The following is an 11,385-nucleotide window of genomic DNA, read 5'->3' as shown; positions in this document are numbered from 1 at the left end:
GCACCGGCGCTCCGGGGCCGGCGCCGCCGCGCGGACCGCGCCCGGCCGGGGCCGGCGGGGGCCGGCAGGGCTGTATGCGCCGTTAAGGCGGGAACGGGGAGAGTGGGAGGGGTCGAACGGATGGGCGGCGGTGGAGAGGGGTTACGCGGAGGTGCGGTGGCGCGTTGGCCCGGCATGACCACGATGGAGACCTCCACACCGCGGGTGGGGCGTCGGCGGCGGCCGGCCTCGGACGGGTACGAAGAATCGGTTCGCCAGGCGGCGGCCCGATACCCCGACCCGCCCATCTACCTGGCCCTGCTGACCCGCTGGACCGAAGACGGCCGGACCGTGCCCGGGCGCCGCGACCCGGAGTGGTCCCGGATCGCCTCCTCCCCGATCTGGCCGACCGGCCCCCTCTTCGGCGGCCAGTAGCCCGGGCCCGGCCGCGTCACGCACGGCAGGGGCCCGGGTACGGCTCACGGTCGGCGCGCGCCCTCCGCGCCGGAACCAAGCGCACCGGACGAGCGGCTAGCGCGTCTCCGGCCCCGCCAGGTGGCGGGCGATCACCATGCGCTGGATCTGGTTCGTGCCCTCCACGATCTGCAGCACCTTCGCCTCCCGCATCAGCCGCTCCACCGGGAAGTCCGCGGTGTAGCCGTAGCCGCCGAGGACCTGGACCGCGTCCGTGGTGACGGCCATCGCCGCGTCGGTGCAGAACAGCTTGGCCATGGCCGCCTGCCGGGAGAACGGCTTGCCCACGTCCCGCAGCCGCGCCGCGGCCAGGTACAGCGCCCGGCCCGCCTCGATCTTCGTCGCCATGTCGGCCAGCATGAAGCGCAGCCCCTGGAAGTCCGCGATCGGGTGGCCGAACTGCTTGCGGTCCAGCGCGTACGTCAGGGCCTCGTCCAGCGCGGCCTGCGCGACGCCGATGGCGCAGGCCGCGATGCCGAGCCGGCCCGCGTCCAGGGCGGCCAGCGCGATGGTGAAGCCCTGGCCCTCCTCGCCGATGCGCCGGCCGTCCGGCACCCGTACCCCGTCGAAGTGCAGCTGGGCGGTGGGCGAGCCCTTCATGCCCATCTTCTTCTCCGGGACGGCCGCCGTCAGGCCCTGCGCGTCGCCGGGGACCAGGAAGGCCGTGATGCCCTTGGGGCCCTCGGCGCCGGTGCGCGCCAGCACCGTGTAGAAGTCGGCGACCCCGCCGTGGGTGATCCAGGCCTTGGTGCCGGTGATGACCCAGTCTCCCCCGCCGTCCCGGACCGCCTTGGTGGTCAGGGAGGCCGCGTCGGAGCCCGCGGCCGGTTCGGAGAGGCAGTACGCGCCGAGCAGGCCGCCGCCGAGCATGGCGGGCAGGTGGGCGCCCTGCTGCTCCTTGGTGCCGTAGCCGGCCAGGCCGTGGCAGGCCAGGGAGTGCACGCTGACGCCGAGCCCGACGGTGAGGCGGGCCGCGGCCAGCTCCTCCAGGACCTGGAGGTAGACCTCGTACGGCTGCTCGCCTCCGCCGAATTCGCCGGCGTACGGGAGCCCGAGCAGGCCGGCCTCGGACAGCAGGGTGAAGACCTCGCGCGGGAAGCGCCCGGAGTCCTCTTCCTCGGCGGCCCGGGGGCGGATCTCCCGCTGTGCGATCTCGCGTACGAGCGCCAGAAGGTCGCGGGACTCCTCGGTCGGCAGCTGACGGTCAACCGGCTGCGGGGCGCGGTCGGTCATGGCGGCGCTCTCCTCATTCGTGGGCACGGGGCGGCGCGTGAGGGTGTGACGCGACGCCGGGTCTCGGTGCTCTCACAGCCGATACTGCCCCTCCGGATCGCGGAAGGGGCTGTTCAGTGGCTGCGGCGGTTGAGTATGCCTGATCAGGAGCTTCCCGTCACGGGTACGAGATCACCGTCCGGGACGGGCGGAGCCGGGCACTGCGGGACGAACTCCGCGATCACCGTCAGCGTCGCCCGCAGCTGCCTGACCAGGAGGGCGCCGAGCTGGGCGTGGTCCGGCTGGCCGTCGGCCCCCGCACCCGCCGCGGCCCCCGCACCCGCCGCCGCCCGCGCCGCGAGCCCGCCGATCCACTCCAGTGTGATTCCCTCGACTCCCGAGAGCCAGCCGACCAGGGCCAGCCGGGCGAGGGGCGGGACGGTTCGGTGCCCGTACGCGCCTTCGGCGATGGTGGCGACCAGTTCCTCGCGGACGGCGTCGCGGATGGCGAGGACCTCGGAGTCGGAGCCGACCCCGCCGGTGACGATGGTGCGGTAGGCGGCCTGGTGGTGCTCGGCGTAGTACAGGTAGCCGTCGATGGTGCGGCGCACCCGTTCGGCGTTGGGGAGGTCGGTCTCCCCGCCGGCGCGGGCGACGAGCTCGGCGACCGAGTCCTCGACGATGGCCAGGTAGTAGCCGCGTTTGCTCTTGAAGTAGTAGTAGATGAGCCCCTTGGCAATGCCCGCGTGCTTGGCGATGTCGTCCACGGAGAGCGCGTCGTACGAGGTGTCTGCGAACAACTTGCGCCCGATCGCTATGAGTTCGGCCCGCCGAACCTGCGAACGCCCGGTCGTCCCACGCTGTTGACTATTATTCAAATTCAGCCCTAGCCTCGAACTGCCACAGGATGTCCGCAGTATCGCATCCCGGCACTTCCCCCTCAGCGCTTCCCTGCGCACCGGACGACGTACGGGAGGAACACCTGATGGGCAAGGGCGCGAGACCCGGCCGCTGAAGGTGCTGCGGATGCGCGACGGCCGGGAGGAGTGCGGGCTGGCCTCGAACTCCCTGGGACCTGCGCGGGGACGTGACCTCGCACCTGACCAGGTTCAGCGGCTGCATCGAGGGGGTGAGCGCGGAGCCGGCGGGTGGGACGGCAGCGGGCCGGGCTGCGGGAGGCGGGCGCCGGGGAGACCGGGGCGGGGGAGGCTAGAGCCAGCCGACCTGGGTGACGAACATCGCGACGACGACCACGAGGGTCCAGCCGAGCACGTGCTCGAGCCAGGCGGAGTCCTCCTTGGGGCCACCGGTGCCCACGACGTTGCGGGCACGGGCGGTGAGGGGGGCGCTGGAAGTCGTCATGCCGTCCAATGTGCCAGCGTTCGCCGCTTTCGCGGTAGAGACGATGGTCACTGGTGGCACGCGTCACGCGGCACGCGTCACACAGCCACCGCCGGGCCCCGACCGTGGTCGGCCGGGGCCCGGCGATGCCGGGAGCGTCCGCCGGGGCCGGTGTCCGCTCAGGTGACGGTGTCGCGCCTGCCGCCGCCGCGCCGGCTGTCGCGCCTGCCGCCCGCCATGGCCGCCATGGCCAGGCCGAGGCACAGGGCGACGGCGCCGGTGATGACATTGCTCGTCACGCTTCGGGTCGTGTCCATCTCACCGGCCATGACCCAGGGGGCGACGATCGTCCAGGCACCGATCGCGACCGCCGTCCAGGCCATCGCGTGGGTGCGCTCGTACGCCGAGCCCAGCCCGCCCATGCACAGACAGAACGCCAGGCCGGCGATGAGGTTGTTGATGGCCAGCGGGCCGAGCCCGCTGAAGCCGGCGATCCATGGCGAAGCCGCCAGGTACAGGCCCGTGATCAGGGCCAGTGCCTCCACGGCCTGCGCGCGGGGAGTGGTGGTCACCCGCTCGAACCGAGTCCGCATCTCGGCAAGGTCCGGGTGGTGTTCGATGTTCGTGTTCGGATGGGTGGTCATGGTGGGCTGCCTTCTACGAGAAGCCTTATGCGCCCCTTATGCCCATAATCTCCCTATTCAGCCCTTCGGACCAGGGGCATTTTCACAGCACTCCGACCTTCCGCAGCGCCTGGACCTGGGCGGCGCTCGGGCGGATCGGGCCGTAGAGGTAGCAGACTCCCCCGGTGCCCGAGACGACCTTGCCCGCGGCGTTGTACCGCTTGGTGCGCAACCAGTTGTTCTCGAACTCGCGGCGCCGGTAGACCCGGCGCACGGCCGGGTTCGCGGCCGAGTTGGGGTCGTTGGCGATGACGTCGCCGGCCGCCGTGAAGCCGATGACGGTCATGAGGTGGCCGGCGGTGCCGTAGCCCGCGCCGGTGAGCTCCTCGGACCGGAAGGACTGGGAGGTGATGGCCGGGATGCCGGCCCGGACCAGCGTCTCCAGGTCGGTCAGCGAGCCGAGCCGGGTGACGAGGCCGGCGAGCTGGCGGTAGGTGGCGGCGTAGGCGGCGTTGAAGGGCCAGTTGCCGCAGCCCTTGTAGGCGGCGTCGTAGGTGGAGCGGGCGGCGTGGCAGACCTGCGGGTCGGCGTAGGCCTTGTTGACCCAGGCCAGGGACTTCGCGGCGGGCCTGCGGCCCCAGAACTCGATGATCATCTGCGAGGAGGTGGGGCTGCACCAGGCCTCGCCGCCGTTGTCGTACTCGGGGTACTGGCCGACGTGGGTCTCCTGCGAGTAGCGGGGCACCTTCAGCTCGTGCGCCCCGCCCGACGGGGTGGAGGCGGGGACGGTGAACCGGTCCGGGACGTGGGAGACCATGGCTCCCGCCAGCCACACGGTGGGGCCGCGCAGGGCGCCCGGCTTGCGGTAGAGGGTCAGGCGCAGCCGCCAGTCCTTGATCCGCAGGCCGCCGGCCGCGGTGGGTGCGTCCACGGCCAGGGTGTCGGTCCAGACGGTGGACTTGCCGTCGGTCTGGCCGTCCACCGAGGTGCGCCGGATGTCGCCGTCGCCGGAGGCCCAGCGGCCCATGACGTACCAGGGGGTGGCGGTGCCGTCGGTGTAGGTGCCGCGCAGCTCGGTCTGGATCCAGGTGCCGGCCGGGGTGCGGGCGTTCCAGGAGGCGATGGCCTCGCTGGCGGGCACGGTGGAGGCGTGCACCGGGGAGGTCCAGGTGGCGTACTCCCAGGTGCTCTTCTTGCCGGTGTGCGGGTCGGCGTACTCGATGCGGCCGGCCGGGGTCTTGATCTCCAGGCCGGGGCGGGCGCCGCCGACGGCGGTGGTGCCCTGGTGGAAGCCGGCGCGCCAGTGGGCGTACGAGAACCAGAACCGGTTGTCCACGGTCTTGGCGGACGCCGCCCCGGAGGCGGGGGCCGGCGCGGCGCCCGGGGCGGCGGCCGCCGCGGGGCCGGAGGAGGCCGCCGAGGCCCTCCCCCCGGGCAGGGTGGCGGCGGTGGCGGCTGCCAGGGCGACGGCGAGCAGGGCCCGGCGTGGCGTGGGTGCGGTCATCGGCGTGGCCCCCAGGGGTCGGTGCGGTGGTCGGTGCGGTGGTCGGTGCGGTGGTCGGTGCGGTGGTCGGTGCGGTGGTTCGGGCTCCTCCGGCCTTCACCCTTGCAGTTCCCGGTGGCCGGGCGCCGAAGCCACGGGCCCGTGTCGGGGGTGACGCCGGGGGGCCGCCTAGGCTGGCCGGGTGAAGCAACACCAGTCACCCCCCGCGCAGCAGTCGCTCGAGGCCCTCGCGAGCGAGCTCGCCGCGCTGACGCCGTCCCTCGGCCCGGTGCGGCTGATCGGCATCGACGGGCACGCCGGTTCCGGGAAGAGCACCTTCGCGGCGCGGCTCGCCGGGGCGCTGGGCGGTGCACCCGTGCTGCATCTGGACGACGTGGCCACCCACCAGGAACTGTTCGGCTGGCCGGAGCGGCTGCGCGCGCAGGTGCTGGAGCCGCTCGCGGCCGGCCGGGCCGCGCACTGGGCCCCGTACGACTGGGTGGAGCGGCGGTTCGGTCCGGAGCGGGTGCTGGAGCCGTCGGCGGTGCTGCTCGTGGAGGGGGTCGGGGCCGGGCGGCGGGTGCTGCGCCCGCATCTGGCGCGGCTGCTGTGGATGGAGCTGCCGCGCGTGACCTCGTGGGGGCGCGGGCGAAACCGGGACGGGCGTGAACTTTCCGATTTCTGGGACGGATGGGAGCGCGCGGAGCTCGCGCACTTCTCGGATGATCCTTCGCGCCCCTTCGCGGACACCCTGGTACGCCAGAGCGGTACGGGATACGAGTGGACTTGCGGGACTGCTGGGGCCCCGGGAACAACTGCTTCCGTAACCGAGGGTGACGAACTCCCCCGGGCCTGAACGGGTCCTGATATCCGCTCCTCCAAGGCTCCACCGGGCCGCTTGACCCGGGCGCCGCAGCGGCCTTACGTTCTCAATGCGCGGTCTTCCAAGGCCGCAGCGGACGCGGAGCCCCCGATTGTTCCCCCGTGATCGGGGGCTTCGTTCTGTCCGGATCGCCTCCGCTGCCGCGTCGCGCGGGCGAAACCGACCCCGAATCTTCACCCTGCGTCACCACGACCGCCCGGGGTGCGTTCCCGACGCATGCCCGCCGCACCCTACGTAAGGTGCGTAACCGCAGGTACGATGCACCCCTGATTTCATCGGCGCTGGACAACTCGCGCGCACCACGCGGGGGTTGCCGCGCACCACGGGGGCAGGCTTGTGGGGGACGTGATGGATTTCGGCATGCCGGGCAACACCCACGCCCCGGCCGAACTTGCCTGGCTGCGGGGGGTGGACGCCTGCACCATGGGCGCCTATCCGCAGGCCGAGGAGGAGTTCCGGGCGGCGGTACGACTGGATCCCGCGATGGCCGACGCCTGGCTGGGCCTGCACGCGCTCCGGGTCGACACGACCAACGCCTTATTGCGCATGTACACCCACCGGGACCGCTTCGGCGAGCAGCGGGCCCGGCACCGACGGACGCTGAACTCCTGGTACTGGCTGGGTTGGTGGGTGCAGCCGGTGCTGGAGAGCCGCCGGGACCTGCTGCTGGCCCACGCCTCGCACTGGCTGGACGGGCGCCACGTGCCCGAGCTGGACCAGGCGTTGGCGGCGCTGCCCCCGGTGGACGCGGATCCGCAGGTGCGGTTCCTGCACGCCTGCCGGGCTTATCTGGTCAAGGACTGGGAGCAGTTGGTCCGGCACACCGAGCCGCTGGTGGACGATCCGCTGCTCGGGATCGAGGCGGGGCTGTTCGGCGGGATGGCCCGGGTCCGGCTGGAGATGTACGGGCAGGCCGAGCCCCTGCTGTCGACGGCGCTGATGCGCTGCCGCAGCGAGCAGCCGCAGCGCAAGGAGCTGCGGTACTGGCTGGCGCGGGCGCACGAGGGCACGGGGCGCAGCGCGGCGGCGCTTCCGCTGTACCGGGCGGTGCACCGGGTGGATCCGGCGTTCATGGACACGGCGGCCCGGCTGACGGCCATCGAGGACAGCGATTGCATCGACGGGTACGACGGGTACGAGGGCCATGCCGGGGACTCCCGCGTCGGCGGGCACGGCCTGGCTCCCGGCGGCGGGGGCTTCGCGGCGGTGGCGCTGGGCGGCGGTCCCGTACAGGACATCGCGGCGGACGGGCAGGTGGAGCAGGACCCGCTGACGGCCGCCGATCCCCCGGAGCCGCGCCACGGCCCGGGAGCGCCGCCCCAGCCGCCCGGCGCGGGCGGAAGCGGGGGCGGGGGCCGGCTGGAGGGCGTACGGCGCAAGGTGTCGGTGCCGCCGCAGCCGGCGCCGGCGGGGCTGCCCACCGGGCCCGCCGATCCGGCGGCGCTCGCCGAGGCGCTCGCGGAGCTGGAGCGGATGGTGGGTCTGGAGCCGGTGAAGCGGCAGGTGAAGGCGCTCTCGGCGCAGTTGCACATGGCCCGGCTGCGGGCCGGCCAGGGGTTACCGGTACAGCCGCCGAAACGGCACTTCGTCTTCTCCGGGCCCTCCGGCACGGGCAAGACGACGGTGGCCCGGATCCTGGGCCGGGTGTTCTACGCGCTGGGCCTGCTCGGCGGCGACCACCTGGTGGAGGCCCAGCGGGCGGACCTGGTCGGCGAGTTCCTCGGGCAGACGGCGGTCAAGGCCAACGAGCTGATCGATTCGGCGATCGGCGGGGTGCTCTTCGTGGACGAGGCGTACAGCCTGTCCAACTCCGGCTACAGCAAGGGCGACGCGTACGGGGACGAGGCCCTGCAGGTGCTGTTGAAGCGGGCGGAGGACAACCGCGACCACCTGGTGGTGATCCTGGCGGGCTATCCGGCCGGGATGGACCGGCTGCTGGCGACCAATCCGGGGCTGTCCTCACGGTTCACCACCCGGGTGGACTTCCCCAGCTACCGGCCGCCGGAGCTGACCGCGATCGGCGGGGTGCTCGCCGATGCGAACGGGGACCGCTGGGACGAGGAGGCGCTGGAGGAACTGCGCAGCATCAGCGGGCACGTGGTGGAGCAGGGCTGGATCGACGAGCTGGGCAACGGCCGGTTCCTGCGCACCCTGTACGAGAAGAGCTGCGCGTACCGGGATCTGCGGCTGTCGGGCTTCGCGGGGGATCCTTCGCGGGACGACCTGGCGACGCTGCGGCTGCCGGACCTGATGCAGGCGTACGGGGAGGTCCTGTCGGGCCGTGGGCCGCAGGAGCGGCCGGAGCCGCCGACGCTGTGAGCCCGGCCGGTGCCCTTCCTGCGGGCATGACCGGGGCCCCTACGGCATGACTGGGGGCGGACCGGAGAAGGCCGCGATCGCGGAGACGACCAGGAAGGCGATGACCAGGGCGATCAGGAACCAGACCGCCGAGAGGGGCCGTCCGCCGTACCGCTCCGCCCACTGCGCGTCCGCCTCGCCGTCCCCGAGCCTTCCCCGCAGCAGGGCGCGCACCTGCGTCGCGAACGCCGGGTCCGCTGCCGCGAGTTCCGTCAGGGCCGACTCGAGGTCATGGGCGGCGGCCGGTGCGTGCGGTGCGCGCTCGAAGGCGACGAAGGCGCCCGCGCGATCGGCCGGCAGCCGGTCGAGGAGCACCTCCCGCAGGCGGCGTGCCACCGGGGAGGGTGCGTCGGGGTCCTCCCTCAGCCGGTCCAGCACCTCGCGGGCCGTGTCCCGGAACTCTGACCGCATGACCGCGCCCCCTCACACCGCCGTGGCGCGAGTATGACGGACGATCGTGGCCGCCGGACCCGTCGTGCGACGGGTCCGGCGACGGTGTCAGGCGGTGAGCGCGCGCTCCGGGCGGAGTTCGGGCCTGCGGGCCTGCGGGGCCGTGCGGTGGGCGGGGTCGCGGACCTCGCCGACCAGCATCTCCAGGACGTCCTCCATGGCGACCAGGCCCAGGACCCGCCCCGCCGGGTCGGCGACCTGGGCGAGGTGGGTGGCGTCCCGGCGCATGACGCTGAGCGCGTCGTCCAGCGGGAGGGTGGAACACAGGATGGTCATCCGGCGCCAGACCCGCTGGGGTACGGCCCGCTCCCGGTCCTCCAGGTCCAGTACGTCCTTCACGTGCAGGTAGCCCATGAAGGCGCCGTCGTCGGAGCGGACGGGGAAGCGGGAGTACCCGGTGCGGACGGTGAGCTGCTCGATCTGCCGCGGGGTGGCCGAGGGGCCGACCGTGACGAGCCGGCCCGGGGCGAGGAGGACGTCGGTGACCGGGCGGCTGCCCAGCTCCAGGGCGTCCTCCAGGCGCTCCTGCTCACCGGGGTCGAGGAGGCCGGCCTGCCGGGAGTCCTCGACGAGCCGGCCGAGCTGCGCGGAGGTGTAGACGGCCTCGACCTCGTCCTTGGGCTCGACCTTGAAGAGCCGCAGGACGAGCTTGGCGCAGGCGCCGAGTGCGGTGGTGACCGGCCCGCACAGCCGGGCGAAGGCGACCAGGCCGGGGCTGAACCACAGCGCGGTCTTCTCGGGTGCGGCCATGGCGAGGTTCTTGGGGACCATCTCGCCGATGACCAGGTGCAGGAAGACCACGGCGGCGAGCGCGAGCGCGTAGCCGAGGGGGTGGATCATGCCCTCGGGCACGTGGGCCGCTTGGAAGACGGGCTCCAGCAGCCGGGCCACGGTGGGCTCGGCGACCGCGCCGAGGGTGAGCGAGCAGACGGTGATGCCGAACTGTGCGGCGGCCATCATGCGCGGCAGGTTCTCCAGGCCGTGGAGCACCTGGCGGGCCCGCTTGGAACCGGCCGCGAGGGGCTCGATCTGGCTGCGGCGCACGGAGACGAGCGCGAACTCGGCGCCGACGAAGAAGCCGTTGGCCAGGACGAGGAGCAGGGCGAAGAGGAGCTGGAGCGCGTTCACCGGCGGCCACCCACCGGTTCCAGCTCGGCGGGCGCGGGCACGGTGCCCAGCGGCGTGGTGCGCACCAGCCGGACCCGTTCGGCGCGGTAGCGGCCGACCTGGCGGACGGACAGCTTCCAGCCGGGGAGTTCGGCGCGGTCCCCGGGAGCGGGGATGCGGCCGAGCAGGTCGGCGACGAGGCCGGCGACGGTCTCGTACGGGCCTTCGGGGACCTCGAGGCCTATCCGGCGCAGGGTCTGGACGCGGCAGCTGCCGTCGGCCTCCCAGGAGGGGCGGCCGTCCTCGGCGGGTACGGCGGCCAGCTCGGGGCTCTCGTCCTCGGCGAGGTCGTGCTCGTCGCGGACCTCGCCGACGAGTTCCTCCACGATGTCCTCCAGGGTGACGACTCCGGCGGTGCCGCCGTATTCGTCGACGACGACGGCCATCGGCTGTTCGCTGCGCAGCCGCTCCAGCAGCGGCTGCACCGGCAGGGATCCGGGCACCCGCAGCGGGGCGACGCAGATGCGGCTGACGGTGGTGCGCCCGCGCTCGTCCTCGGGGACGGCGAGTGCGTCCTTGAGGTGGACGACGCCGGTGATCTCGTCGATGCGCTCGCGGTAGACGGGGAATCGGGACAGACCGGTGGCGCGGGTCAGGTTGAGCACGTCGGCCGCGGTGGCCGTGTGCTGGAGTGCGCTGACCCGGATCCGGGGGGTCATGACGTGCTGGGCGGTGAGTTCGCCCAGCGAGAGGGTCCGTACGAAGAGGTCGGCGGTGTCCTGTTCGAGGGCGCCGGCCTGGGCCGAATGGCGGACCAGGGAGACCAGTTCGCCGGGGGTGCGGGCGGAAGCCATCTCGTCGGTGGGCTCCACGCCGAGCGCGCGTACGAGGCGGTTGGCGACGGCGTTGAGGCCGGCGATGACCGGGCGGAAGGCGCGGGAGAAGGCGTTTTGGGGGCCGGCGACGACGCGGGCCACCTGGAGCGGCCGGGAGACCGCCCAGTTCTTCGGGACGAGCTCGCCGACGACCATCTGGACGGCGGAGGCGAGCAGCATCCCGATGACGACGGCGACGCCGGGGACGGCTCCTCGGGGCAGGCCCGTCGCGGCGATCGGCCCGGCCAGCAGGGCGGCGAGGGCCGGCTCGGCGAGCATGCCGACGACGAGGGAGGTGATGGTGATGCCGAGCTGGGTGCCGGAGAGCTGGAAGGACAGCTCCCGCAGGGCCTTGACCACCGTACGGGCACGGCGGTCTCCGTCGGCTGCGGCGCGTTCGGCCTCGGGTCTCTCCACGGTGACGAGGCCGAATTCGGCTGCCACGAAGAATCCGTTGGCGAGGATCAGAACGAATGCCGCCACGAGCAGGAGCAGCGGGGTGGTCATGCCGCCGCCTCCGGGGGGAGGGCGGCGCGGGTACTACCGGACGATCCGTCCATTGCTGGAGGGAGTCACTCCTCAAGTCGCAGGTGCCCAAGG

General features: G+C 73.3%; 11 protein-coding genes. 3 read left to right on the top strand and 8 right to left on the bottom strand.

The window, feature by feature from the left end:
- Positions 1–156 precede the first annotated feature (156 nt).
- The gene (locus ACFWB8_RS12105) at positions 157–414 is read left to right on the top strand and encodes a hypothetical protein (RefSeq protein WP_385224913.1); all 258 of its coding nucleotides are present in this window, start codon (positions 157–159) and stop codon (positions 412–414) included.
- A gap of 96 nt (positions 415–510) precedes the next feature.
- Here the strand turns inward: ACFWB8_RS12105 and ACFWB8_RS12100 are convergent, their stop codons facing one another.
- The 5 genes from ACFWB8_RS12100 to ACFWB8_RS12080 all read right to left on the bottom strand — a co-directional run bounded on the left by ACFWB8_RS12100 (position 511) and on the right by ACFWB8_RS12080 (position 5,133).
- Positions 511–1,686, bottom strand: a complete 1,176-nt coding sequence (locus ACFWB8_RS12100) for an acyl-CoA dehydrogenase family protein (RefSeq protein ID WP_385224911.1) — start codon at positions 1,684–1,686, stop codon at positions 511–513.
- Between the two features lie 143 nt (positions 1,687–1,829).
- Complete coding sequence (locus ACFWB8_RS12095; RefSeq protein ID WP_385224909.1) at positions 1,830–2,543, bottom strand: TetR/AcrR family transcriptional regulator; 714 nt, start codon at positions 2,541–2,543, stop codon at positions 1,830–1,832.
- Between the two features lie 331 nt (positions 2,544–2,874).
- Positions 2,875–3,027: an SCO1431 family membrane protein gene (locus ACFWB8_RS12090; RefSeq protein WP_385224907.1), complete on the bottom strand. Its 153-nt coding sequence runs from the start codon at positions 3,025–3,027 to the stop codon at positions 2,875–2,877.
- A gap of 158 nt (positions 3,028–3,185) precedes the next feature.
- Positions 3,186–3,650 carry an SPW repeat protein gene (locus tag ACFWB8_RS12085; protein WP_385224905.1) on the bottom strand — a complete coding sequence of 155 codons (465 nt, stop codon included), beginning with the start codon at positions 3,648–3,650 and terminating at the stop codon, positions 3,186–3,188.
- 82 nt (positions 3,651–3,732) lie between these two features.
- Positions 3,733–5,133, bottom strand: a complete 1,401-nt coding sequence (locus ACFWB8_RS12080) for a peptidase C39 family protein (RefSeq protein ID WP_385224903.1) — start codon at positions 5,131–5,133, stop codon at positions 3,733–3,735.
- A gap of 181 nt (positions 5,134–5,314) precedes the next feature.
- On the opposite strand from ACFWB8_RS12080, the gene ACFWB8_RS12075 reads away from it, so the two are divergent.
- Together ACFWB8_RS12075 and ACFWB8_RS12070 are read left to right on the top strand one after the other, a co-directional pair.
- Positions 5,315–5,968: a uridine kinase gene (locus ACFWB8_RS12075; RefSeq protein ID WP_385224901.1), complete on the top strand. Its 654-nt coding sequence runs from the start codon at positions 5,315–5,317 to the stop codon at positions 5,966–5,968.
- A gap of 375 nt (positions 5,969–6,343) precedes the next feature.
- Positions 6,344–8,314, top strand: a complete 1,971-nt coding sequence (locus tag ACFWB8_RS12070) for an AAA family ATPase (protein ID WP_385224899.1) — start codon at positions 6,344–6,346, stop codon at positions 8,312–8,314.
- A gap of 39 nt (positions 8,315–8,353) precedes the next feature.
- On the opposite strand, the gene ACFWB8_RS12065 is transcribed toward ACFWB8_RS12070, so the two are convergent.
- The 3 genes from ACFWB8_RS12065 to ACFWB8_RS12055 form a co-directional block, all read right to left on the bottom strand.
- Positions 8,354–8,764: a hypothetical protein gene (locus tag ACFWB8_RS12065; protein ID WP_385224897.1), complete on the bottom strand. Its 411-nt coding sequence runs from the start codon at positions 8,762–8,764 to the stop codon at positions 8,354–8,356.
- Between the two features lie 87 nt (positions 8,765–8,851).
- Complete coding sequence (locus ACFWB8_RS12060) at positions 8,852–9,931, bottom strand: hemolysin family protein (RefSeq protein WP_385224895.1); 1,080 nt, start codon at positions 9,929–9,931, stop codon at positions 8,852–8,854.
- A complete protein-coding gene (locus ACFWB8_RS12055) occupies positions 9,928–11,292 on the bottom strand; it encodes a hemolysin family protein (RefSeq protein WP_385224893.1) in 1,365 nt (454 codons plus the stop codon). Before ACFWB8_RS12055 ends, ACFWB8_RS12060 begins: the two co-directional genes overlap by 4 nt.
- Positions 11,293–11,385 lie beyond the last annotated feature (93 nt).

It is taken from the genome of Streptomyces sp. NPDC060031, from assembly GCF_042736805.1.
Taxonomy (GTDB): domain Bacteria; phylum Actinomycetota; class Actinomycetes; order Streptomycetales; family Streptomycetaceae; genus Streptomyces.
This window is presented reverse-complemented; position numbering and strand designations above follow the sequence as displayed.

Coding starts and splice junctions, on each gene's coding strand:
- ACFWB8_RS12070 (WP_385224899.1), top strand. CDS start 6,344: ATGGATTTCGGCATGCCGGGCAACACCCACGCCCCGGCCGAACTTGCC.
- ACFWB8_RS12055 (WP_385224893.1), bottom strand. CDS start 11,292: ATGACCACCCCGCTGCTCCTGCTCGTGGCGGCATTCGTTCTGATCCTC.
- ACFWB8_RS12100 (WP_385224911.1), bottom strand. CDS start 1,686: ATGACCGACCGCGCCCCGCAGCCGGTTGACCGTCAGCTGCCGACCGAG.
- ACFWB8_RS12090 (WP_385224907.1), bottom strand. CDS start 3,027: ATGACGACTTCCAGCGCCCCCCTCACCGCCCGTGCCCGCAACGTCGTG.
- ACFWB8_RS12065 (WP_385224897.1), bottom strand. CDS start 8,764: ATGCGGTCAGAGTTCCGGGACACGGCCCGCGAGGTGCTGGACCGGCTG.
- ACFWB8_RS12085 (WP_385224905.1), bottom strand. CDS start 3,650: ATGACCACCCATCCGAACACGAACATCGAACACCACCCGGACCTTGCC.
- ACFWB8_RS12080 (WP_385224903.1), bottom strand. CDS start 5,133: ATGACCGCACCCACGCCACGCCGGGCCCTGCTCGCCGTCGCCCTGGCA.